The organism is Pseudomonas sp., from assembly GCF_030684895.1.
Lineage (GTDB): Bacteria > Pseudomonadota > Gammaproteobacteria > Pseudomonadales > Pseudomonadaceae > Aquipseudomonas.
On the sequence record NZ_JAUXXP010000084.1, the window covers coordinates 1 to 22,682 of the forward strand.

The window sequence follows — 22,682 nt, forward strand, 5'->3', positions numbered from 1 at the left end:
AAAGCGCAGGCCAACGCCCAGGGCTTCGACGCGTACCACTTCAAGCGTGAGAATCGGCGCTTCCATCGGCAAACCCTGCACCTGACCCTGCACCTGCTCGCCCATGCTGAGCATATTCTGCGCCTGGTCCATCAGCACATAGACGCCGCATTCGGAAATATCCCGGGTGGTGACCAGCAGCTCGCCGTGCACCGGGTGGTCGATACGCAGGCGTACCTTGAGGGGTGTGCGGACATTCTTTCGACTATTGCTCATGCGCCGTCCGTCAGAGTGAGTTTCCCCAGCCTAGTCGAGAGCAGGCTCAGCCTGCAACTCGGCCCGCTTCAATACCACTTGGCCTCGCCAGCAGGACGCTTCTTGAAGCGCTTCATGCTCCACATGTACTGGCTCGGGTAGGTGCGTACATAACGCTCGATAACCTTGCTCATCGCGGCAACGGCGGTGGCCGTATCGGTGCTGTACATGTCTTCCGGCGCAGCTTCGAGGATGACCTTGAAGCCCGAGCCATCCGGCAGACGCAGTGCATGCAGAAACACCCCGCAGGCCTTGCCGCCACTCAACATGCCGGCAACAAACTTGCTGGTCAGCGCCTCGGTCGCCAGGAAGGGCACGAAGACTCCGGACGACAGGCTCGGCTCGGGATCAGCCGGAATACCCACCGCACCGCCTTTGCGCACTTCCTTAATCACGCTGAGGATGCCTTCCTTGGTCGATGGCGCAACACGGTTACCCAGTTGCACACGCTGCTGACGCAGCAGCTCATCAACAGCCTTCAGCTTCGGCGGACGGTAGAAGATAATCGGTTTGCACTGCGCGCAGTAGAAGTGGTTAAGCACTTCCCAGTTACCCAGGTGGCTGGTGATGCCGACTACGCCCTTGCCGCTGGCCAGAGCCTCCTTAAGCACATCCAGACCCTCGACTTCACGCACCAGGCCGATGGATTTCTGCGCCGGCCAGATCCAGGCACAGGCGCTTTCTGTCAGGGTTCTGCCGATATCCATCAGCGATTGACCCAGCAGACGCTGGTGCGCGGCCTCATCCAGTTCGGGAAAGCATTTACGCAGGTTGATGCTCGCCACTTCGCGTGAACCGTTCGGCAGCTTCCACATCAGCCAACCAATCGCCGCGCCCACAGCCTGCACCGCGCGCCATGGCAGCAGGGCAAACAGGCGTAAGAAACCCACCACCAGGGCACCTTTGAACTTTTCCACAGGCAACTCCAGCCGATCAAAAGGTGGCCATTGTAACCGCCTGCGCTAGTGGCCGTTGAGTTGCGCGTAGCGGTCACAGTTCGTGGTGTGATCCATGACCATGCCGCTGGCCTGCATATAGGCATAACAAATGGTCGGCCCGACAAAGATGAAACCGGCCTTCTTAAGCGCCTTGCTCATCGCCTCGGCATCAGCGGTTACCGCCGGCACCTGGCCGCGCTCGCTGAAGTGGTTGATCTTCGGTACGCCGCCGACAAACGACCAGAGCAACGCCACTGGGTCTTCCAGCTTGAGCCAGGCCTGAGCGTTTTTGCGCACAGCCTTGAGCTTGAGGCGGTTACGAATGATGCCGGCGTCCTGCATCAGGGTTTCTTCGATGTACTCGTCGGTAAGCATGGCCAGACGCTGCACATCAAACCCGAACAGCACCTTGCGATAGTGCTCGCGCTTCTTCAGCACGGTGATCCACGACAGACCTGCCTGAAAACCCTCCAGCAGCAGTAACTCGAACAACACCTGGGGGTCGCGTTGTGGCACGCCCCATTCTTCATCGTGGTACGCCTGATACAGCGGATCGTCATTGCACCAGAAACAGCGTGGCATGCGGGTTTTCCTGAGCTTCGGTATACTCGCGGACTTTCTGAAGCCGCCAAAGTACGGGTGAAATTTGTGAGCCAGACTACGCCTGCCGTGCGCACCTTCCAAGACTTGATCCTCGCCCTGCAACAGTACTGGGCCGAGCAGGGCTGTGTGGTGTTGCAGCCCTACGATATGGAAGTTGGCGCGGGCACCTTCCACACCGCCACGTTTCTCCGTGCCATCGGCCCAGAGACTTGGAACGCCGCCTACGTGCAGCCTTCCCGTCGTCCGGCTGACGGCCGCTACGGCGAAAACCCCAACCGCCTGCAGCACTACTACCAGTTCCAGGTGGTGCTCAAGCCGAACCCGGAAAACTTCCAGGAGCTGTACTTAGGCTCGCTGAAAGCCATCGGCATCGACCCACTGGTGCACGACATCCGCTTCGTCGAAGACAACTGGGAATCGCCGACGCTCGGCGCCTGGGGTCTGGGCTGGGAAATCTGGCTGAACGGTATGGAAGTCACCCAGTTCACCTACTTCCAGCAGGTCGGCGGCATAGAGTGCTACCCGGTAACCGGTGAGATCACCTACGGTCTCGAGCGCCTGGCCATGTACCTGCAGGGCGTCGACTCGGTGTACGACCTGGTTTGGACCGACGGCCAGTTCGGCAAGGTCACCTACGGCGATGTGTTCCACCAGAACGAGGTGGAGCAATCGACCTACAACTTCGAACACGCCAACGTCGAGAAACTCTTCGAGCTGTTCGACTTCTACGAAAGCGAAGCCAACCGCCTGATCGAACTGGAGCTGCCGCTGCCAACCTACGAGATGGTGCTCAAGGCCTCGCACACCTTCAACCTGCTGGATGCGCGCCGGGCCATCTCGGTGACCGCGCGTCAGCAATACATCCTGCGCGTGCGTGCCCTGGCCCGCTCGGTGGCGCAGAGCTACCTGCAAGCGCGGCGCAAACTCGGCTTCCCGCTCGCGGCACCCGACCTGCGTGATGAAGTATTGGCCAAGCTGGAGGCAGCAGAATGAGTGCGCGTGATTTCCTGGTAGAACTGGGCACCGAAGAGCTGCCACCGAAAGCCCTGAAAACCCTGGGTGAAGCTTTCCTCGCCGGTATCGAAAAAGGCCTGAAAGCCGCTGGCCTGAGCTATGGCCAAGTGCGCTATTACGCCGCGCCGCGCCGTTTGGCCGTGCTCATCGAGCAGCTTGAAGAGCAGCAAGCCGATCGTACGCAGAACCTCGATGGCCCGCCCGTGCAGGCGGCGTTCGACAAGGACGGCAACCCGACTCAGGCCGCGCTTGGCTTCGCCAAGAAGTGCGGCGTCGAGCTGAGCCAAATCGACCAAAGCGGCCCCAAGCTGAAATTCAGCCAGAGCATCCCAGGCCAGGCTGCGGCCGGCCTGCTGCCGGCCATCGTCGAAACCTCGCTGAACGAGCTGCCGATTCCCAAGCGTATGCGTTGGGGCGCGCGCAAGACCGAATTCGTCCGCCCGAGCCAGTGGCTGGTGATGCTGTTCGGTGACGAAGTGATCGACTGCGAAATCCTCGCCCAACAAGCCGGTCGCGTATCCCGTGGCCATCGCTTCCACGCTAACCACGAGGTGCGCATCAGCGCGCCGGCCAACTACGCCGAAGACCTGCGTAGCGCCTATGTGATTGCCGACTTCGCCGAGCGTCGCGCGCAGATCATTGCCCGGGTCAATGAACTGGCTGCAGCAGAGCAGGGCACGGCCATCGTGCCGCCGGCGTTGCTGGATGAAGTCAGTGCCCTGGTCGAATGGCCGGTGCCGCTGGTCTGTTCCTTCGAGGAACGCTTCCTCGAAGTGCCGCAGGAAGCACTGATCACCACCATGCAGGACAACCAAAAGTACTTCTGCCTGCTCAACAGCAACGGCAAGCTGCTGCCGCGCTTTATCACCGTGGCCAACGTTGAAAGTAAAGACCCGGCGCAGATCATTTCCGGCAACGAGAAGGTGGTGCGTCCGCGCCTGACGGACGCCGAGTTCTTCTTCAAGCAGGACAAGAAGCAAAAGCTTGAGACCTTCAACCAGCGCCTGGCCAACGTGGTGTTCCAGGCCCAGCTGGGTTCGGTCTACGACAAGGCCCAGCGCGTCTCGGCGCTGGCCGGCTTTATCGCCCAGCGTATCGGTGGCGACGCCACCCGCGCCGCTCGCGCCGGCATCCTCTGCAAATGCGACCTGGCCAGTGAGATGGTTGGCGAGTTCCCGGAAATGCAGGGCATCGCCGGTTACTACTACGCCAAGCATGATGGCGAAGCCGAAGACGTCGCCCTGGCGCTAAACGAGCAGTACATGCCACGCGGCGCCGGCGCTGAGCTGCCGAGTACCCTCACCGGTGCCGCCGTGGCCCTGGCCGACAAGCTGGATACCCTGATCGGGATATTCGGCATCGGCATGCTGCCCACCGGCAGCAAAGACCCCTATGCCCTGCGTCGCGCCGCCCTTGGCGTGTTACGCATCCTGATCGAGAAGCAGCTGGATCTGGATCTGGTTGAAGCCGTTGGTTTTGCAATCAAGCAATTCGGCGACAAGATCAAAGCCGATGGCCTGGCTCTCCAGGTGCAGGACTTTATCTTCGACCGTCTGCGCGCGCGTTATGAAGACGAAGGCGTCGAAGTGGCCGTGTACCAGGCCGTGCGTGCGGTTAGCCCGACTTCGCCATTGGACTTCGATCAGCGCGTACAGGCCGTGCAGGCCTTCCGGGCATTGCCACAGGCGGCCGCTCTGGCGGCGGCGAACAAGCGCGTGTCCAATCTGCTGAGCAAGGCCGAAGGCCAGGTCGCGGCGAGCGTCGAAGCCCATCACTTCGACAACCCCAGCGAGTTCGCCCTCAACGCCGCTATCCAGCAGGCCGAGCATGCAGTACGGCCGCTGGCTGCAGGGCGTCAGTACAACCTGGCACTGAGTCAGTTGGCCAATCTGCGCGAGCCGGTGGATGCCTTCTTCGAGGCCGTACTGGTCAACGCCGAAGACCCTGCCGTACGGGCCAATCGTTATGCGCTGCTGGCCAAGCTGCGTGGCCTGTTCCTCGGTGTGGCCGATATCTCAGTACTCGGCTAACGCCTGCCGCGAGTCCGATGGGCTACGCGCAGCCCATCATCACCTTTACCAGCTGGCGGCCATCACCGTCAGCCGGTTACGGATTTCCCCATGAAACTGCTGATTCTCGACCGCGACGGCGTCATCAATTACGACTCCGACGCCTATATCAAAAGCCTCGCCGAGTGGATTCCGCTACCCGGCGCCATCGAAGCCATCGCGCGCCTTTCGCAAGCCGGCTGGACGATCGCCGTGGCCACCAATCAATCCGGGGTCGCCCGCGGCTATTACGACCTGGCCACACTGGAAGCCATGCATGCGCGCCTGCGTGAACTGGTGGCGGCGCAGGGCGGCGACCTGGGCCTGATCGTGCACTGCATCCACGGCCCGGATGAGGGCTGCGCCTGCCGCAAACCGAAACCCGGCATGCTCGAGCAGATTGCTGCGTACTATGGCGTTGCACTTAAGGGCGTGTGGTTTGTCGGAGACAGCAGCGGTGACCTGACAGCGGCCGGCGCCGTCGACTGTCAGCCAGTTTTGGTAAAGACCGGCAAGGGCGAACGCACCCTGGCGAAAGGATTGCCAGCGGGCACCCTGGTATTCGATGATCTGGCGGCGGTTGCCGCACAGCTTCTCCACTTATAAAGCAGGCACTGCCTGCGACGGTAAAAGCTCCCATGTCGACAGTGCAGACCCTCAGAACCGTTCTCTTCTATCTGTTGTTGTCTTCCAGCGCCTTTGTCTGGTGCACCCTCAGCGTCTTCGTTGCCCCCTTCCTACCGTTTCGCGCGCGCTATCGCTTTGTTATCCAGAACTGGTGCCGCTGCGCCACCTGGCTGGCCAAGGTGGTAGCCGGCATCAACTATGAGATCAAGGGCCTGGAGAATATCCCCGAGCAGCCCTGCGTGATCCTCGCCAAGCACCAAAGCACCTGGGAGACCTTCTTCCTCTGCGGCTACTTTGAGCCGCTCAGCCAAGTGGTCAAGCGCGAGCTGCTGTATGTACCGTTCTTCGGCTGGGCGATGGCCATGCTTAAACCTATCGCGATTGACCGCAGTAACCCCAAGGCGGCGCTCAAGCAGCTGGCCAAGCTTGGCCACAAACGCCTGGGGCAGGGCGCCTGGGTGCTGGTATTCCCGGAAGGCACGCGTATTCCACCAGGCCAGATCGGCAAATTCAGCCGTGGCGGCGCCTCCCTCGCAGTGAATGCCAACCTGCCGGTGCTGCCGATTGCCCACAACGCTGGTGAGTTCTGGCCCAAGCAGGGCTGGCGCAAGACCCCTGGCACCGTCCAGGTGATTATCGGCCCGCCGATGTACGCCGAAGGCACAGGCCCGCGCGCCATCGCCGAACTCAACGACCGCGCCTTTGCCTGGGTCAGCCAGGCGCAACGCGATATCGGCTCACTGGATGCGCAAAGCCAGCCGCTGGAAACCCAAGCGCCGGCCTGAGTAATTGTGGATAAGCTGTGCGCGAAATACCGGCAGAGTGCCATTAAGCCTTTCAAGATAATGATTCATAAGCAGTTTTCATCAAGGTCTGGCTAACTGTGTTTCGTGCATAAGTTTTCCAGCGCACTCTCAAGCCGGCCTTAGTGCCGGCTTTTTAATCGATCAAATCTCCGTAGCCGTCGCATTGCAGCTGCATGTTCCATGTGGAACAAAAAAGCCCCTGCTGAGGTTAATCAGCAGGGGCTTCTTATGCAGAGGCCAGAAGCGCTCTGGCCTCCTTCAGGCCGTTTAGAAGTCCAGGTTGGACACAGCCAAGGCGTTGGTCTCGATAAAGTCCCTACGCGGCTCTACAGCGTCACCCATTAGGGTGTTGAAGATCTGATCGGCAGCGATCGCGTCTTCGATACGCACCTTGAGCATGCGGCGTACTTCCGGGTCCATGGTGGTTTCCCAGAGCTGATCCGGGTTCATTTCACCGAGACCCTTATAGCGCTGAATGCTGTGGCGCTTGGTGCTTTCCGCCATCAGCCAGGCCAGTGCATCCTTGAAGGTGCTGACGTGCTTCTTGCGCTCGCCGCGCTGCACAAAGGCACCTTCTTCCAGCAGGCTGTTGAGCTGATCGCCCAGGGTGGTAACGGTCTTGTAATCGTTACTGGCGAAGAAGTCGCGGTTGAAGATGATGTAGCTGGAAACTCCATGGGATACCAGTTCCACCTGCGGCAGCCAGAGGTGACGTTCCTGGTCTTCGTGCAGGCTGGTCTTGTAGATCAGGCCAGACTTCTCCATCCCCTTGAGGCGCGCATCGAGCAGGCCCAGCCATTGTTCCATGGCTGCCTTGTCCGCCAGTTGCTCGGTTTCCACGCGCGGGATGTAGACGAAGTGCTCGGTGAGCTCCAGCGGGTACAGGCGCGACAAACGGTTGAGGGTCTTCATCACCAGGCGGTAATCGTTGACCAGACGCTCCAGTGCCTCGCCAGACAGGCCTGGCGCGCTTTCGTTGACGTGCAGGCTGGCATCTTCCAGAGCCGACTGGGTCATGTATTCATCCATGGCCTCGTCGTCCTTGATGTACTGCTCCTGCTTGCCCTTCTTGACCTTGTACAGCGGCGGCTGAGCGATGTAGATGTAGCCACGCTCGACCAGCTCCGGCAGCTGACGGAAGAAGAAGGTCAGCAGCAGGGTACGGATGTGCGAACCGTCGACGTCGGCGTCGGTCATGATGATGATGTTGTGGTAGCGCAGCTTGTCGATGTTGTACTCATCGCGGCCGATACCACAGCCCAAGGCGGTGATCAGGGTGCCGACTTCCTGGGAGGAAATCATCTTGTCGAAGCGGGCTTTCTCGACGTTGAGGATCTTGCCCTTGAGCGGCAGGATCGCCTGGGTCTTGCGGTTACGGCCCTGCTTAGCAGAACCGCCCGCGGAGTCCCCTTCCACGATATAGAGTTCGGAAAGGGCAGGGTCTTTCTCCTGGCAGTCGGCCAGTTTGCCCGGCAGCCCGGCGATATCCAGCGCGCCTTTACGGCGAGTCATTTCACGGGCTTTACGCGCGGCTTCACGGGCGCGCGCGGCGTCGATCATCTTGCCGACTACGGCCTTGGCCTCGTTGGGGTTTTCCAGCAGGAAGTCGGAGAAGTACTTGCCCATTTCCTGCTCGACCGCAGTTTTCACTTCGCTGGAAACCAGCTTGTCTTTGGTCTGCGAACTGAACTTGGGGTCCGGTACTTTTACCGAAATAATCGCGGTCAAACCTTCACGGGCATCGTCACCGGTGGTGGCGATCTTGTGCTTCTTGGCCAGGCCTTCCTGCTCGATGTAGGTATTCAGGTTACGTGTCAGCGCCGAGCGGAAGCCGGCCAGGTGGGTACCGCCGTCGCGCTGGGGAATGTTGTTGGTGAAGCACAACAGGTTCTCGTTGAAGCTGTCGTTCCACTGCAGGGCGACTTCTACGCCGACACCGTCATCGCGCTGCACGGTGAAGTGGAACACCTGGTTGACCGGGGTTTTGTTGTGATTGAGGTATTCAACGAAGGCACGCAGACCGCCTTCATACTTGAACAGCTCTTCCTTGCCGCTGCGTTCATCCTTGAGCAGGATGCCCACGCCGGAGTTGAGGAACGACAGTTCGCGCAGACGCTTGGCCAGAATGTCCCAGCTGAAATGGATATTGGCGAAGGTGTCTTCGGACGGCTTGAAGTGGATCTGCGTACCAGTGACATCGCTGTCGCCGACCGCTGCGATCGGTGCCTGAGGCACGCCGTGGATGTAGGTTTGCTCCCAGATCTTACCGCTACGGCGGATGGTCAGGATCAGTTCCTTGGACAGGGCGTTAACCACAGAAACGCCTACGCCGTGCAGACCGCCAGAAACCTTATAGCTGTTGTCGTCGAACTTACCGCCTGCGTGCAGGACAGTCATGATCACTTCAGCGGCGGAAACGCCTTCTTCCTTGTGCATATCGACCGGAATACCACGGCCGTTATCGCGCACGCTGATCGACTCATCCGGGTGGATGGTGATGGTGATTTCGCTGCAATGCCCAGCCAACGCCTCGTCAATCGAGTTGTCGACCACCTCGAACACCATGTGGTGCAGACCGCTGCCATCGTCGGTATCGCCGATGTACATGCCAGGCCGCTTGCGTACGGCATCCAGGCCCTTGAGGACCTTAATGTTATTGGAGTCGTACGTTTGGTTTTCGCTCATGCCTTCACTCCCGGTGGTCGTGGGTCTGGGTAATGCCACCATGTTCCACGTGGAACATGGCAACTGGCGTATCCGTGCGCCAGCCTTCCCTCAACAATTCATGGTCTACACAGGTGATAAACACCTGGCAGTGCAAGTCTTCCAACAATCGGCACAACGCACGGCGGTGCTGTTCATCCAGTTCTGACGGCAGGTCATCCACCAGATAGATGCATTGGCCGTGCTTGGCCTGATTAACTAAGTGGCCCTGCGCAATACGCAGAGCACATACAACTAATTTCTGCTGACCGCGCGAGAGTATCTCGGCGGCATTGTGCGCCCCTAAACGCAGCCTTAAATCGGCGCGCTGCGGACCTGCCTGGGTATGGCCCAGTTGCTGATCGCGGGCGAGGGTAGAGGCAAGTACCGTATTGAGCTCGCGCTCCTTATCCCAACCGCGGTAGTAACTGAGGGTCAACCCTTGCAGCTCAACCAGCTCATTCAGGGTGCGCTCGAAAGCCGGTTTCAGGGCCTGGATATAGGCACGCCGATAACCGTCTATTTCGTCGCTGGCCAGGCACAACTCTCGGTCCCAGGCCGACTGCGAAGCGGCGTCAAGTGTACCATGCCGCAGCCATGAGTTCCGCTGACGCAGGGCCTTCTGCAGGCGCTGCCAGGCCGGCAGAAAGCGGGGTTCCACGTGGAACACTCCCCAGTCGAGGAACTGCCTACGAATCTTCGGCGCGCCTTCGAGCAGGCGGAAGCTGTCAGGATTGATCAACTGCAGCGGCAAGGTCTCTGCCAGTTGTGCAGCACTGCGTGCATTCTGCCCGTCGATACGAATCTGAAATTCACCCTGACGATCCCGCGAAATACCGAGATTGCTTTGCCGACCATCAGACATCTGCACCTGACCGAAAATAGTGCAAGCGAGCTGATCGTATTGAATAACCGGAAGCAGGCGAGTGCTGCGAAAGGAGCGAGCCAGGCCCAGCAGATGAATGGCTTCGAGCAGGCTGGTTTTTCCGCTGCCATTGTCGCCGGAAAGGATGTTGATACGCGGGGAGGGGGAGAGGGTCACCGGGTGCAGATTACGCACCGCGGTGACGGTAAAGCGAGTAAGGGACATTCAGCAGTTACAGGCGCATCGGCATAACAACATAAGACGAATCGTCGTTGTCAGCTTCCTGCACCAAGGCACTGCTGTTGGCATCGGAGAGAATCAGACGCACCTGGTCGGTGGTCATCACGCTCAACACGTCAAGCAGGTAGCTGACGTTAAAACCGATTTCCAGCGAGCTGCCGTTGTAGTCCACGGCGATCTCTTCTTCCGCTTCTTCCTGCTCAGGGTTGTTGGCCTGAATTTTCAGCAAGCCAGATTCCAGTTGCAGGCGAATGCCGCGGTACTTCTCGTTCGACAGAATCGCGGTACGGCTAAAGGCTTCACGCAGACCCTGACGATCTGCAACCACCAGCTTGTCACCACCACGCGGCAACACACGCTCGTAGTCAGGGAACTTGCCGTCGACCAATTTCGAGGTGAAGGTGAACTCACCAGTGGTGGCACGAACATGGTGCTGACCGAGAACGATGCTGACGCTGCCGTCTTGTTCGGTCAGCAGACGTGCCAGTTCGAGAATACCTTTACGCGGCACGATGACCTGGTGGCGCTCAACCTGCTCGATCGCCGCCTCCATCGAACACATGGCCAGACGGTGACCATCGGTGGCAACCGCGCGGAGGATGCCGGTCTGTACTTCCAGCAACATACCGTTGAGGTAATAACGGACATCCTGCTGCGCCATCGCGAAGCTGGTGCGCTCGATCAGACGGCGCAGCTTGCTTTGCGACAAACTGAAGGTCAGCGAACCCGGGCCTTCTTCAACAGTCGGGAAATCATTGGCAGGCAGGGTGGACAGACTGAAACGGCTGCGGCCCGCTTTGACCAGCAGCTTCTGCTCGTCGATACGGATATCGATCAGGGCGTCAGCCGGCAGGCTTTTGCATATGTCCATCAGCTTGCGCGCCGGCACGGTGATCTCACCGGACTCCGCTGGCTCTTCCAGGGTGACGCGGCCGACCAGCTCGACTTCCAGGTCGGTACCGGTCAGCGACAGCTGCTGGCCTTCGACCACTAGCAGCACGTTAGAGAGAACCGGCAAGGTCTGACGGCGTTCCACGACGCCGGCGACCAGTTGCAGAGGTTTCAACAAGGCTTCGCGTTGAATGGTGAAATGCATGGTCTAGTCCCTTGCCTAGTGGAGTTGCGTATTAGGTTGTCAGCGTACGCAGCAAATTTTTATAGTCCTCGCGGATATCCGCGTCGGACTCCTTAAGTTCAGCAATCTTACGGCATGCATGCAATACCGTTGTGTGATCGCGACCGCCGAAGGCATCACCAATTTCCGGCAGGCTGTGGTTGGTCAGCTCTTTCGATAAAGCCATGGCCACCTGACGCGGGCGCGCGACTGAACGCGAGCGGCGCTTGGACAGCAGATCAGAAATCTTGATCTTGTAGTACTCGGCGACCGTGCGCTGAATATTGTCGATGCTGACCAGCTTGTCCTGCAGCGCCAGCAGGTCCTTGAGCGATTCGCGGATCAGCTCGATGGTAATGTCCCGGCCCATGAAGTGCGAGTGGGCGATAACGCGCTTCAATGCACCTTCCAGCTCACGTACGTTGGAACGAATGCGCTGGGCAATAAAGAAGGCAGCATCATGCGGCAGATCGACTTTGGCCTGATCGGCCTTCTTCATCAAAATCGCCACGCGGGTTTCCAGCTCAGGCGGCTCGACGGCGACCGTCAGACCCCAACCGAAACGCGACTTGAGACGTTCTTCCAGGCCTTCGATTTCTTTCGGGTAACGGTCACTGGTGAGAATCACCTGCTGACCACCTTCGAGCAAAGCGTTGAAAGTGTGGAAGAACTCTTCCTGGGAACGCTCTTTCTTGGCGAAGAATTGAATGTCATCGATCAGCAGCGCATCCACCGAACGGTAGAAGCGTTTGAATTCGTTGATCGCATTCAGCTGCAAGGCCTTGACCATGTCCGCGACGAAACGCTCGGAATGCAGGTACACCACCTTGGCATTCGGGTTCTTCGCCAGCAGGTGGTTACCCACCGCATGCATCAAGTGAGTCTTACCCAAGCCCACGCCGCCATAAAGAAACAGCGGGTTGTAACCGTGCTTGGGGTTGTCCGCCACCTGCCAAGCCGCCGCGCGGGCCAACTGGTTGGACTTACCTTCGACAAAGTTATCAAAGGTAAAGGTGCGGTTCAGGTAGCTGGTGTGCTTCAACCCGCCTTCGACCTGCACCGTACGCTCAGTGCGTGCTGGCGCCTGCTGACTGGCCGCACCGGCCATGGGATCAAAGCTTGCGCGCGACGGCTCTGTCTGTGCTGGGCCAGTGGTTGCTGTCGCAACTGGATTGGAGGCTGGCGCACTCGGCGCAGCTGACGGCGTACTGACCGCCGCCGCACGAGGAGCCGAACTGCGTTTGCTGCCTATTAATAAGGAGAGCGCAGGAACCAGACCATTGGTCCGTTCGCTGAGTAACTCAAGCAAACGGCTGAGGTACTTTTCATTGACCCAGTCGAGGACAAAACGGTTCGGCGCATAGACGCGAAGTTCGTCGCCTTCGGCTTCGACCTGCAGTGGACGGATCCAGGTGTTGAATTGCTGAGCAGGCAGCTCATCGCGCAGAAGCTCGACGCACTGCTGCCAAAGTTCCACAGACACGGACATCCCCTAAATCGCAAGGCGCGAGGCAAAAAACAACCGTCATTGTAGCCGCCGAGGCTTGAGTTATCCACATGTAAGCTTGCTTATGCGCAAGGAAAATCAACGTGTTATTAGCGTTAGCGGCTTATAAAGCTGGGCGGACAAAGGCTGTGGATAACCGCCCATAAGCTCACGGGATAACCTAGGGTAAAAACCGGTGGAAAACCCCGCTGTGGGTAAAATGGCATTCCATCCTCAGCTTGTGGACGGCTTCCACACAGTTGCAGCACGCCTTTTCGACAGACTTACCCTTGGCTGAACAACGCTAAACTGTTGGCCTTCAAGCACTTATGCACAGATCGATGGCTAGCTAATAGCTACTAACATTACTAAACATCTTTAAATATTCTCTTCTTTATATTTCTTTATGCAGGAAAAGCCTGGTTGGAAATTGACCTGACCCTCGGGTTTCTCTAGAATTGCCGGTCTCTTAAAACGGGGGCCATTCCGGCCCGTAGTCGACCACCCAGGTACCGCACCATGAAACGCACTTTCCAACCCAGCACTATCAAACGCGCTCGCACCCACGGTTTCCGTGCTCGTATGGCCACCAAGAACGGCCGTGCTGTCCTGTCGCGTCGCCGCGCCAAGGGCCGTAAGCGTCTCGCCGTCTAAATTTCGGTCTTGTGGTGAGTCGAGACTTCAGTCGGGAAAAGCGTCTGCTAACCCCCCGGCAATTCAAGGCAGTCTTCGACTCCCCTAGCGGCAAAGCTCCGGGCAAAAATGTCCTGCTGCTGGCGCGCAACAACGAACTTGATCACCCCCGTCTGGGCTTGGTGATCGGCAAGAAGAGCGTCAAGCTCTCTGTTGAGCGCAATCGTCTGAAACGCCAGATCCGCGAATCGTTCCGTCTCAATCAGGACAACCTGGTGGGATGGGACATCGTGGTGGTTGCGCGTAAAGGCCTTGGTGATTTGGAAAACGTCGAACTGGCTCGCCAGTTTGGCAAGCTCTGGAAACGCCTCGAACGCAGTAAGCCAAGCCCGGAAGCCGTCGCAACACCTGGGGTGAACGACAGTCCCCATGCGTAAACTGGTTTTGCTACCCATCCAGTTCTACCGCTACGCCATCAGCCCCTTGATGGCCAGCCACTGTCGTTTCTACCCAAGCTGTTCTTGCTACGCGCTTGAAGCCATTGAACATCATGGCGTCATGCGCGGTGGCTGGCTGACCCTGCGTCGGCTTGGCCGCTGTCACCCGTGGAATCCCGGTGGCTACGATCCGGTTCCCTGCGCAAAAACCTCCCGTTCCTCTTCGATGGCCGAATAATCATGGATATTCAACGCTCGATCCTGATCGTCGCCCTGGCAATCGTGTCCTATATGATGGTTCTCCAGTGGAACCAGGACTACGGTCAAGCTGCCCTGCCGACAGAAATTGCCGCGACCAGCAGCAGCGTACCCGGCTTGCCGGATACCACTGCCACCCCTTCAACTCCAGCTGGCAGCGACGATATTCCGAGCGCGACCACGGCTGTTGAACCCAGCGCCATCAGTGCTGCACCGGCTGCCGCCAGCGATGAGCTGATTCGGGTGAAGACCGATGTGCTGGATCTGGCCATCGACCCGCGTGGTGGTGATGTGGTGCAACTGCGTTTGCCGCAGTACCCGCGTCGTCAGGATCGTCCGGATGTACCGTTCCAGTTGTTCGACAACGGTGGTGAGCGCACCTACCTGGCGCAGAGCGGTTTGATCGGCAGCAACGCGCCGGACAAATCCAGCGGTCGTGCCCTGTGGAGCAGCGAGCAGAAGAGCTATGAACTGGCCGATGGCCAGGATCAGCTGCAGGTTGACCTCAAACTCAGCGAAGACGGCGTCAACTACATCAAGCGCTTCACCTTCAAGCGCGGTCTGAACGCTGAATGTACGGCCAAGGACCAACAGCAAAAGAAACCCGGCTGCGTTGATCCATCGTCCTATCAAGTGACCGTCAGCTACCTGATCGACAACCAGAGTGGTCAGGCCTGGAGCGGCAACATGTTTGCCCAGCTCAAGCGTGATGGCAGTGACGATCCGTCCTCCACCACCGCCACCGGCACTGCGACCTACCTCGGTGGTGCGCTGTGGACGCCTGAAAAGTCATACCAAAAAGTGTCGATGAAAGACATCGACAAACAAGCCTTCAAAGAAACCGTTCAAGGAGGCTGGGTTGCCTGGCTACAGCATTACTTCGTCACTGCCTGGATTCCAGGCAAAGACAGCACTAACCAAGTACAGACCCGTAAAGACAGCCAAGGCAACTACATTGTCGGCTTTACCGGCCCGGCCATTCAGGTTGCTGCCGGCGCTCAAGGTGAAACCAGTGCAATTCTGTATGCCGGCCCGAAGCTACAAGGCCATCTGAAGACCCTGTCTCCAGGTCTTGAGCTGACCGTCGACTACGGCATTCTGTGGTTCCTGGCTCAGCCGATCTTCTGGCTGCTGGAAGTTATCCACAACCTGCTCGGCAACTGGGGCTGGTCGATCATCATGTTGACTGTGATCATCAAGCTGATCTTCTTCCCGCTGTCCGCCGCCAGCTACAAATCCATGGCGCGCATGCGTGCCGTTGCACCGAAACTCGCTCAGCTGAAAGAGCAGCACGGTGACGATCGCCAGAAGATGTCCCAGGCGATGATGGAGCTGTACAAGAAAGAGAAGATCAACCCGCTGGGCGGCTGCTTGCCGATCCTGGTGCAGATGCCGGTATTCCTCGCGCTCTACTGGGTGCTGCTGGAATCCGTGGAAATGCGTCAGGCCCCATGGCTGCTGTGGATAACTGACCTGGCGATTAAAGATCCGTTCTTTATCCTGCCGATCATCATGGGCGCGACCATGTTTATCCAGCAGCAGCTCAACCCAACGCCGCCTGACCCGATGCAAGCCAAGGTACTGAAGATGATGCCGATCATTTTCACCTTCTTCTTCCTCTGGTTCCCGGCTGGTCTGGTGCTGTACTGGGTGGTCAACAACGTCTTGTCCATCGCTCAGCAGTGGTACATTACCCGCAAGATCGAAGCGGCGACGAAGGCTGCCGAAGCCTAAAGGCAGGTTGCTTCTACGCTTGAATAAAACGCCCCTCTTCAGGGGCGTTTTGCTATGCCCAGTTTGGAGAACCCCATGCAAGTAGCCCGCGAAACCATAGCCGCCGTTGCCACCGCTCAAGGCCGTGGTGGCGTCGGCATCGTCCGTGTCTCCGGTCCCCTGGCGGGGCAACTGGCCCAGGCGATCTGCCAACGCGAGTTGCAACCGCGTTACGCCCACTACGGGCCGTTCTTCGCAGACGCCCAGCAGGTGCTGGATGAAGGCCTGGCGCTGTATTTTCCTGGCCCCAACTCCTTTACCGGCGAAGACGTGCTGGAACTGCAAGGCCATGGCGGGCCGGTGGTGCTCGATCTGCTGCTGCGCCGCTGTGTACAACTCGGCGCACGCCTGGCGCGCCCGGGTGAGTTCAGCGAACGCGCCTTTCTCAATGACAAGCTCGATCTGGCTCAGGCCGAGGCAATTGCCGACCTGATCGAGGCCAGTTCCGAGCAGGCCGCGCGCAATGCCCTGCGCTCGCTGCAGGGCGAGTTCTCGCGTCGCGTGCATGGCCTGACCGAGCGGCTGATCAGCCTGCGCATCTACGTCGAAGCGGCCATCGATTTTCCCGAAGAGGAAATCGACTTTCTCGCCGATGGCCATGTACTCAGCTTGCTCGATGGCGTGCGTGTCGACCTTGCCGGTGTGCTACGTGAGGCCGGCCAAGGGGCCCTGCTGCGCGATGGCATGACAGTGGTGATTGCCGGCCGCCCCAACGCGGGTAAATCCAGCCTGCTCAATGCCCTGGCCGGTCGCGAGGCGGCCATCGTTACCGAAATCGCCGGCACCACCCGCGACGTGCTGCGCGAACATATCCACATCGATGGCATGCCGCTGCACGTGGTGGATACCGCCGGCCTGCGTGATACCGAAGATCAGGTCGAGCGCATCGGCGTCGAGCGCGCGCTGAAAGCCATTGGCGAAGCTGACCGCATCCTGCTGGTGGTGGATGCTACAGCGCCTGAAGCCGACGACCCCTTTGCCCTGTGGCCGGAGTTTCTCGACCAGCGGCCAGATCCGGCCAAGGTCACCCTGATTCGCAACAAGGCCGACCTATCCGGCGAATCGGTGGTGCTGGAAGTCTGCAATGACGGCCACGTCACCATCAGCCTGTCGGCCAAATCCGCTGAAGGCTTGGACCTGCTGCGCGAACACCTCAAGGCCTGCATGGGCTATGAACAGACCTCTGAGAGCAGCTTCAGCGCGCGCAGACGCCACCTGGAGGCGCTACGCCAGGCCTCCACACATCTGGAACACGGCCATGCTCAGCTGACCCTGGCCGGCGCTGGCGAACTGCTAGCCGAAGACCTGCGTATGGCTCAGCAAGCCCTGGGCGAAATCACCGGTGCGTTCAGTTCCGATGACCTGCTGGGGCGGATTTTTTCCAGCTTTTGTATTGGCAAGTAGGATGGGTTAGCGACGCAGGACACCTAACCTGCGAGCAACACAAGTCCTCCCGCGTCGCGTAACCCATCATGACGTGGTGCATTCTGATGGGTTACGGCGCATCGAATCATGCCCCTCATCCGCAATACCCTCCCTGCGCACAACCCATCCTACGTCCTGAAATCCCAACTAATGTCGTTCAGGAAGGCCTTCGTCTGGGCGAAATAGGCATGCTCAGCCACTTATTTATCCACCTAAGCCCTGTGGAAAAACGGGCCTAAGCCCTGCCTATAACCCGGTGATAAAACGGAGGATAACCGCCCCTGTGGATAACCATGCATTTAATCCACAGCTTGCGTACGGCAACTGAACAGGCAGATGGCAGGATCAGCACAGACTTTTAAAACGCTGTAGATACTGAATCCATTGGCCTGTAGCAATCTATCCACAGAAAAGCCGTTGCTAAGTAATAAACATATAAACAAGGCTTTATAAAAATTCTCTCTTTTATTCTTTATTAACCGACATACCAAAACAGCCCACAAGCGAGCTGGCTATTTTTTGTGCAAAAGGCTTCTTTCACACCGGCTAAATCCCTATACTTGCCGCCTTTCCCGCTTTTCAACCCAAAAAGCCCCCCATTTCTCAACAGGCACGAGGTGCGTGGTGGATTTCCCTTCCCGTTTTCAGGTGATCGTCATCGGCGGCGGTCATGCCGGTACCGAAGCTGCGTTGGCAGCTGCACGCATGGGGGTAAAAACCCTGCTGCTGACCCACAACGTGGAAACTCTCGGGCAGATGAGCTGCAACCCGGCGATTGGCGGAATCGGCAAGAGCCATCTGGTCAAGGAAATCGACGCCCTTGGCGGCGCCATGGCTGAAGCCACCGACAAAGGTGGTATCCAGTTCCGTGTGCTGAACAGCCGCAAGGGCCCAGCGGTACGCGCCACTCGCGCCCAGGCTGATCGCGTGCTGTACAAAGCCGCTATTCGCGAAACCCTGGAAAACCAGGCCAACCTGTGGATATTTCAGCAAGCCGCTGATGACCTGATCGTCGAAAACGCTGAAGTCAAAGGCGTAGTCACCCAAATGGGCCTGCGTTTTCTCGCGGATTCCGTGGTGTTGACCACCGGCACCTTCCTCGGTGGACTTATCCACATAGGCCTGCAGAACTACTCCGGCGGCCGCGCCGGTGATCCACCGTCGATTGCCTTGGCACAGCGTCTACGTGAATTGCCGCTACGCGTCGGTCGTCTGAAAACCGGTACGCCGCCACGCATCGATGGCCGTTCAGTAGATTTCTCGGTGATGACCGAGCAGCCGGGTGACACGCCAACGCCGTTGATGTCTTTCCTCGGTCGTGCCGAACAGCAACCGCGTCAGGTCAGCTGCTGGATCACTCACACCAACGCCCGCACCCACGAAATAATCGCGGCCAACCTCGACCGTTCACCGATGTATTCCGGGGTGATCGAAGGCGTCGGTCCGCGTTACTGCCCGTCGATTGAAGACAAGATCCACCGCTTTGCCGACAAGGACAGCCATCAGGTATTTATCGAGCCGGAAGGCCTGAATACCCACGAGCTGTACCCCAACGGCATTTCCACCTCGTTGCCGTTCGATGTGCAATTGCAGATCGTCCGTAGCATCCGTGGCATGGAAAACGCGCATATTGTCCGCCCCGGCTACGCCATCGAGTACGACTACTTCGACCCGCGTGATCTCAAATACAGCCTGGAAACCAAGGTAATCGCCGGGCTGTTTTTCGCCGGGCAGATCAACGGCACCACCGGTTACGAAGAAGCCGGTGCACAAGGGTTGCTCGCCGGTGCTAACGCCGCACTGCGTGCCCAGGGCAAAGACAGCTGGTGCCCGCGTCGCGATGAGGCTTACATCGGCGTGCTGGTCGACGACCTGATCACCCTGGGTACCCAGGAGCCGTACCGCATGTTCACCTCGCGCGCCGAATACCGGCTGATCCTGCGTGAAGACAACGCCGACCTGCGCTTGACCGAGAAAGGCCGCGAGCTGGGATTGGTTGATGACGTACGCTGGGCCGCGTTTGAAACCAAGCGCGAAGCCATCGTGCAGGAAGAACAGCGCCTGAAAAGCACCTGGGTACGCCCAGGCACGCCGCAAGGTGATGCGATTGCCGAGCACTTCGGCACGCCGCTGACCCACGAATACAACCTGCTCAACCTGCTGGCCCGCCCTGAAATCGATTACGCCGGGCTGGTGACCATCACAGGCGGCGGCGCGCAGGACCCGCAGGTGGCCGAACAGGTCGAGATCAAGACCAAATACGCCGGCTATATCGACCGCCAGCAGGATGAAATCGCCCGCCTGCGCGCCAGCGAAGACACCAAGCTGCCAGTCGATATCGACTACGCAGGCATTTCCGGGCTGTCCAAGGAAATCCAGCACAAGCTCGGCAACAGCCGTCCGGAAACCCTGGGCCAGGCCTCGCGGATTCCCGGCGTCACCCCGGCAGCGATTTCCCTGCTGCTGATCCATTTGAAAAAGCGCACTGCCGGCCAGCAGTTGGAGCACAGCGCCTGATGTCGTTGGTTACTGCACGTCACGCCGAAGAACTGAGCCAGGGCGCGCTTGAGCTGGGTGTTGAACTCAGCGCGCAGCAGCACGAACAGCTGCTGGCCTACCTGGCCCTGCTGATCAAGTGGAACAAGGCGTACAACCTCACCGCGGTGCGTGACCCGAATGAAATGGTTTCGCGCCATCTGCTCGACAGCCTGTCCGTTGTGCCTTTCGTCGCTGAGGCTGGGGATAACTGGCTGGATGTCGGCAGTGGCGGTGGTATGCCGGGCATTCCCCTGGCCATCCTGTTTCCCGAGCGGCAGTTCACCCTGCTGGACTCCAACGGCAAGAAGACCCGCTTCCTGACGCAGGTGAAGCTGGAGTTGAAACTGGCCAACCTGCAAGTTATCCACAGCCGTGTTGAGGAATTCACCCCAGCTGTGCCATTCAGCGGGATTTGCTCGCGGGCGTTCAGTTCACTGGAAGATTTCAGCAACTGGACTCGCCATCTGGGCGATAGCAATACCCAGTGGCTGGCGATGAAAGGCGTCCATCCGGATGACGAACTGCAGGCGCTGCCAGCGGACTTTCGTCTCACCGCCACCCATGTACTCAAGGTTCCCGGTTGCCAAGGTCAGCGCCATCTGTTGATACTGCGTCGCTCGGTTTAGGGGGAACGCAGCATGGCTAAGGTATTCGCAATCGCTAACCAGAAAGGCGGCGTGGGCAAAACCACCACCTGCATCAATCTGGCTGCCTCGCTGGTGGCAACCAAACGCCGTGTGCTGCTGATTGATCTCGACCCCCAGGGCAACGCGACCATGGGCAGCGGTGTGGATAAGCACGGCCTGGAGCATTCGATCTATGACGTGCTGATCGGCGAATGCAACCTGGTCGATGCTATGCAGTTCTCCGAGCACGGTGGCTACCAGCTGCTGCCGGCCAACCGCGACCTCACAGCCGCCGAAGTCTCGCTGCTGGAAATGAAAATGAAGGAAAGCCGCCTGCGTTATGCGTTGGCGCCGATCCGCGAAAATTACGATTACATCCTCATCGATTGCCCGCCCGCGCTGTCGATGCTAACGGTCAACGCCTTGGTGGCAGCCGACGGGGTGATCATCCCCATGCAGTGCGAGTATTACGCGCTGGAGGGCTTGAGCGATCTGGTCAACAGCATTCAACGCATCGCCGAAATTCTAAATCCCAAGCTGAAGATCGAGGGCCTGCTGCGCACCATGTATGACCCGCGTATTAGCCTGACCAACGATGTTTCAGCGCAACTCAAACAGCATTTCCCCGACCAGCTCTACGACGTGGTGATCCCGCGTAACGTACGCCTGGCCGAGGCGCCAAGCTTTGGTATGCCGGCGCTGGTGTATGACAAGCAATCCCGTGGTGCCATTGCCTACCTGGCGCTGGCCGGCGAGTTGGTACGCCGCCAACGCGCAAATGCCCACACCGCAACCGCATAAGGAAATACCCATGGCTGTGAAAAAACGAGGACTGGGACGCGGTCTGGATGCCCTGTTGGGCGGCACCAGTGTCACTGCCTTGCAGGAAGAGGCCGCGCAGGTCGACAGCCGTGAACTGCAATACGTGCCCCTGGACCTGATTCAGCGCGGTAAATACCAGCCGCGCCGCGACATGGACGCCACCGCTCTGGAAGAGCTGGCACAGTCGATCAAGGCCCATGGCGTGATGCAGCCGATTGTGGTGCGGCCGATTGGCGAAGGGCGTTTCGAGATCGTTGCCGGTGAACGCCGCTGGCGTGCCAGTCAGCAAGCCGGCCTGGACAAAATTCCGGCCATGGTGCGCGAACTGCCGGATGAAGCCGCCATCGCCATGGCGCTGATCGAGAACATCCAGCGCGAAGACCTCAACCCCATCGAAGAAGCCATGGCCTTGCAGCGGCTGCAGCAGGAGTTCCAGCTGACTCAGCAGCAGGTCGCCGATGCGGTGGGTAAATCGCGGGTGACCATCAGCAATCTGCTGCGCCTGATTGCCCTGCCGGAAGAGATCAAAACCCTGCTGTCCCACGGTGATCTGGAAATGGGCCATGCTCGCGCCTTGCTCGGTTTACCGGCCGAACAGCAGACTGAAGGTGCGCGACATGTTGTCGCACGCGGCCTCACTGTGCGCCAAACCGAGGCACTGGTTCGCCAGTGGTTGAACAGCAAAGAGAAGCCGGCGGCGGTGGTCAAGGCCGACCCGGACATCACCCGTCTGGAACAGCGCCTGGCTGAGCGCCTGGGCTCGCCGGTGCAAATCAAGCATGGGCAGAAAGGCAAAGGTCAGTTGGTGATCAGTTACAGCTCACTGGATGAGCTGCAGGGTGTACTTGCCCACATTCGCTGAAACAATTGCGCGTGTAGCGACTAGTCGGAAATCACTACCCGGCAGTTGAATGGGGGGGGAAGCGCCCCTATACTCTGCGCGCATTTCGTCGGCACAAAGTATGCCAAGTTATTGATTTCAGGTGCCGACGCCCGAGTTCAGCTTTCAGGAAAACAAGATGGACGCTCGCACGCCGAATCGCCTGCCCTTCCATCGTCTAGCTGTTTTCCCGGTACTGCTGGTGCAACTGCTGGTACTGCTGTTGTTGGCCCTGGTGGTGTGGCAGTGGCAAGGCGCAGTGGCAGGCTACTCCGGGTTATGTGGTGGCCTGATTGCCTGGCTACCAAATCTGTACTTTGCCCACAAGGCGTTCCGATTCAGTGGAGCGCGGGCTGCTCAAGCCATCGTCCGGTCTTTTTATGCCGGTGAGGCGGGCAAACTGGTTTTAACGGCAGTGCTGTTTGCACTGACCTTTGCAGGAGTGAAACCTCTTGAACCGCTGGCGGTATTTGGCGTGTTCTTCCTGACCCAGTTGGTCAATTGGTTTTCGCCCCTGCTGATGAAAACAAGACTTTTAAGACCTTAGCGCTC

21 protein-coding genes are annotated in these 22,682 nt (G+C 59.0%); 14 read left to right on the top strand and 7 right to left on the bottom strand.

Features of this window, described 5'->3' with window-relative positions:
• The 3 genes from Q8M42_RS17980 to Q8M42_RS17990 all read right to left on the bottom strand — a co-directional run.
• On the bottom strand, positions 1–255 hold a 255-nt coding region (locus Q8M42_RS17980), incomplete at its 3' end, for a PilZ domain-containing protein (protein WP_305285102.1).
• Between the two features lie 68 nt (positions 256–323).
• Positions 324–1,211 (bottom strand): lysophospholipid acyltransferase, encoded by an 888-nt coding sequence (locus Q8M42_RS17985; protein WP_304865017.1) that lies wholly within the window; start codon positions 1,209–1,211, stop codon positions 324–326.
• Between the two features lie 45 nt (positions 1,212–1,256).
• Positions 1,257–1,814, bottom strand: coding sequence for a DNA-3-methyladenine glycosylase I (locus Q8M42_RS17990; RefSeq protein ID WP_304865015.1), 558 nt, complete (start codon positions 1,812–1,814; stop codon positions 1,257–1,259).
• A gap of 66 nt (positions 1,815–1,880) precedes the next feature.
• On the opposite strand from Q8M42_RS17990, the gene glyQ reads away from it, so the two are divergent.
• The 4 genes from glyQ (at position 1,881) to Q8M42_RS18010 (ending at position 6,309) form a co-directional block, all read left to right on the top strand.
• Entirely contained in the window at positions 1,881–2,828 is a 948-nt protein-coding gene (gene glyQ / locus Q8M42_RS17995; protein WP_170050290.1) for a glycine--tRNA ligase subunit alpha, read from the top strand.
• Positions 2,825–4,879 carry a glycine--tRNA ligase subunit beta gene (glyS, locus tag Q8M42_RS18000; protein WP_304865010.1) on the top strand — a complete coding sequence of 685 codons (2,055 nt, stop codon included), beginning with the start codon at positions 2,825–2,827 and terminating at the stop codon, positions 4,877–4,879. Before glyQ ends, glyS begins: the two co-directional genes overlap by 4 nt.
• A gap of 90 nt (positions 4,880–4,969) precedes the next feature.
• Positions 4,970–5,503, top strand: coding sequence for a D-glycero-beta-D-manno-heptose 1,7-bisphosphate 7-phosphatase (gene gmhB / locus Q8M42_RS18005; protein WP_304865008.1), 534 nt, complete (start codon positions 4,970–4,972; stop codon positions 5,501–5,503).
• A 32-nt stretch (positions 5,504–5,535) separates the two neighbouring features.
• Positions 5,536–6,309 carry a 1-acyl-sn-glycerol-3-phosphate acyltransferase gene (locus Q8M42_RS18010; protein WP_304865006.1) on the top strand — a complete coding sequence of 258 codons (774 nt, stop codon included), beginning with the start codon at positions 5,536–5,538 and terminating at the stop codon, positions 6,307–6,309.
• 288 nt (positions 6,310–6,597) lie between these two features.
• Here the strand turns inward: Q8M42_RS18010 and gyrB are convergent, their stop codons facing one another.
• The 4 genes from gyrB to dnaA are packed head-to-tail and all read right to left on the bottom strand — an operon-like array spanning position 6,598 to position 12,735.
• Positions 6,598–9,015, bottom strand: a complete 2,418-nt coding sequence (gene gyrB, locus Q8M42_RS18015) for a DNA topoisomerase (ATP-hydrolyzing) subunit B (protein ID WP_304865004.1) — start codon at positions 9,013–9,015, stop codon at positions 6,598–6,600.
• A 4-nt stretch (positions 9,016–9,019) separates the two neighbouring features.
• The gene (gene recF, locus Q8M42_RS18020; RefSeq protein WP_304865002.1) at positions 9,020–10,123 is read right to left on the bottom strand and encodes a DNA replication/repair protein RecF; all 1,104 of its coding nucleotides are present in this window, start codon (positions 10,121–10,123) and stop codon (positions 9,020–9,022) included.
• A gap of 7 nt (positions 10,124–10,130) precedes the next feature.
• A complete protein-coding gene (dnaN, locus tag Q8M42_RS18025; RefSeq protein ID WP_304865001.1) occupies positions 10,131–11,234 on the bottom strand; it encodes a DNA polymerase III subunit beta in 1,104 nt (367 codons plus the stop codon).
• A gap of 31 nt (positions 11,235–11,265) precedes the next feature.
• Positions 11,266–12,735, bottom strand: a complete 1,470-nt coding sequence (gene dnaA, locus Q8M42_RS18030; protein ID WP_304864999.1) for a chromosomal replication initiator protein DnaA — start codon at positions 12,733–12,735, stop codon at positions 11,266–11,268.
• Positions 12,736–13,257: 522 nt separating this feature from the next.
• On the opposite strand from dnaA, the gene rpmH reads away from it, so the two are divergent.
• The 10 genes from rpmH (at position 13,258) to Q8M42_RS18080 (ending at position 22,677) form a co-directional block, all read left to right on the top strand.
• Positions 13,258–13,392: a 50S ribosomal protein L34 gene (gene rpmH / locus Q8M42_RS18035; protein WP_002551315.1), complete on the top strand. Its 135-nt coding sequence runs from the start codon at positions 13,258–13,260 to the stop codon at positions 13,390–13,392.
• Between the two features lie 11 nt (positions 13,393–13,403).
• A complete protein-coding gene (rnpA, locus tag Q8M42_RS18040) occupies positions 13,404–13,808 on the top strand; it encodes a ribonuclease P protein component (protein ID WP_370692692.1) in 405 nt (134 codons plus the stop codon).
• Positions 13,801–14,046 carry a membrane protein insertion efficiency factor YidD gene (yidD, locus tag Q8M42_RS18045; RefSeq protein WP_275960026.1) on the top strand — a complete coding sequence of 82 codons (246 nt, stop codon included), beginning with the start codon at positions 13,801–13,803 and terminating at the stop codon, positions 14,044–14,046. Before rnpA ends, yidD begins: the two co-directional genes overlap by 8 nt.
• A gap of 2 nt (positions 14,047–14,048) precedes the next feature.
• The gene (yidC, locus tag Q8M42_RS18050) at positions 14,049–15,800 is read left to right on the top strand and encodes a membrane protein insertase YidC (protein ID WP_304864996.1); all 1,752 of its coding nucleotides are present in this window, start codon (positions 14,049–14,051) and stop codon (positions 15,798–15,800) included.
• A gap of 75 nt (positions 15,801–15,875) precedes the next feature.
• Positions 15,876–17,243 (top strand): tRNA uridine-5-carboxymethylaminomethyl(34) synthesis GTPase MnmE, encoded by a 1,368-nt coding sequence (mnmE, locus tag Q8M42_RS18055; RefSeq protein ID WP_304864994.1) that lies wholly within the window; start codon positions 15,876–15,878, stop codon positions 17,241–17,243.
• A gap of 645 nt (positions 17,244–17,888) precedes the next feature.
• A complete protein-coding gene (gene mnmG / locus Q8M42_RS18060) occupies positions 17,889–19,781 on the top strand; it encodes a tRNA uridine-5-carboxymethylaminomethyl(34) synthesis enzyme MnmG (protein WP_304864992.1) in 1,893 nt (630 codons plus the stop codon).
• Positions 19,781–20,428, top strand: a complete 648-nt coding sequence (gene rsmG, locus Q8M42_RS18065; RefSeq protein WP_304864990.1) for a 16S rRNA (guanine(527)-N(7))-methyltransferase RsmG — start codon at positions 19,781–19,783, stop codon at positions 20,426–20,428. Before mnmG ends, rsmG begins: the two co-directional genes overlap by 1 nt.
• 12 nt (positions 20,429–20,440) lie before the next feature.
• The gene (locus Q8M42_RS18070) at positions 20,441–21,229 is read left to right on the top strand and encodes a ParA family protein (RefSeq protein ID WP_304864989.1); all 789 of its coding nucleotides are present in this window, start codon (positions 20,441–20,443) and stop codon (positions 21,227–21,229) included.
• 10 nt (positions 21,230–21,239) lie between these two features.
• Positions 21,240–22,112 carry a ParB/RepB/Spo0J family partition protein gene (locus Q8M42_RS18075; RefSeq protein ID WP_304864987.1) on the top strand — a complete coding sequence of 291 codons (873 nt, stop codon included), beginning with the start codon at positions 21,240–21,242 and terminating at the stop codon, positions 22,110–22,112.
• A 157-nt stretch (positions 22,113–22,269) separates the two neighbouring features.
• A complete protein-coding gene (locus Q8M42_RS18080) occupies positions 22,270–22,677 on the top strand; it encodes a F0F1 ATP synthase subunit I (RefSeq protein WP_304864985.1) in 408 nt (135 codons plus the stop codon).
• The last annotated feature ends 5 nt before the right edge of the window (positions 22,678–22,682 follow it).

Excerpts from the sequence above, each read along its gene's own strand:
- Q8M42_RS17990 (WP_304865015.1), bottom strand. The coding sequence starts at position 1,814 with ATGCCACGCTGTTTCTGGTGCAATGACGATCCGCTGTATCAGGCGTAC.
- glyS (WP_304865010.1), top strand. The coding sequence starts at position 2,825 with ATGAGTGCGCGTGATTTCCTGGTAGAACTGGGCACCGAAGAGCTGCCA.
- gmhB (WP_304865008.1), top strand. The coding sequence starts at position 4,970 with ATGAAACTGCTGATTCTCGACCGCGACGGCGTCATCAATTACGACTCC.
- Q8M42_RS18010 (WP_304865006.1), top strand. The coding sequence starts at position 5,536 with ATGTCGACAGTGCAGACCCTCAGAACCGTTCTCTTCTATCTGTTGTTG.
- gyrB (WP_304865004.1), bottom strand. The coding sequence starts at position 9,015 with ATGAGCGAAAACCAAACGTACGACTCCAATAACATTAAGGTCCTCAAG.
- recF (WP_304865002.1), bottom strand. The coding sequence starts at position 10,123 with ATGTCCCTTACTCGCTTTACCGTCACCGCGGTGCGTAATCTGCACCCG.
- dnaN (WP_304865001.1), bottom strand. The coding sequence starts at position 11,234 with ATGCATTTCACCATTCAACGCGAAGCCTTGTTGAAACCTCTGCAACTG.
- rpmH (WP_002551315.1), top strand. The coding sequence starts at position 13,258 with ATGAAACGCACTTTCCAACCCAGCACTATCAAACGCGCTCGCACCCAC.
- yidD (WP_275960026.1), top strand. The coding sequence starts at position 13,801 with ATGCGTAAACTGGTTTTGCTACCCATCCAGTTCTACCGCTACGCCATC.
- yidC (WP_304864996.1), top strand. The coding sequence starts at position 14,049 with ATGGATATTCAACGCTCGATCCTGATCGTCGCCCTGGCAATCGTGTCC.
- mnmE (WP_304864994.1), top strand. The coding sequence starts at position 15,876 with ATGCAAGTAGCCCGCGAAACCATAGCCGCCGTTGCCACCGCTCAAGGC.
- rsmG (WP_304864990.1), top strand. The coding sequence starts at position 19,781 with ATGTCGTTGGTTACTGCACGTCACGCCGAAGAACTGAGCCAGGGCGCG.
- Q8M42_RS18070 (WP_304864989.1), top strand. The coding sequence starts at position 20,441 with ATGGCTAAGGTATTCGCAATCGCTAACCAGAAAGGCGGCGTGGGCAAA.
- Q8M42_RS18075 (WP_304864987.1), top strand. The coding sequence starts at position 21,240 with ATGGCTGTGAAAAAACGAGGACTGGGACGCGGTCTGGATGCCCTGTTG.
- Q8M42_RS18080 (WP_304864985.1), top strand. The coding sequence starts at position 22,270 with ATGGACGCTCGCACGCCGAATCGCCTGCCCTTCCATCGTCTAGCTGTT.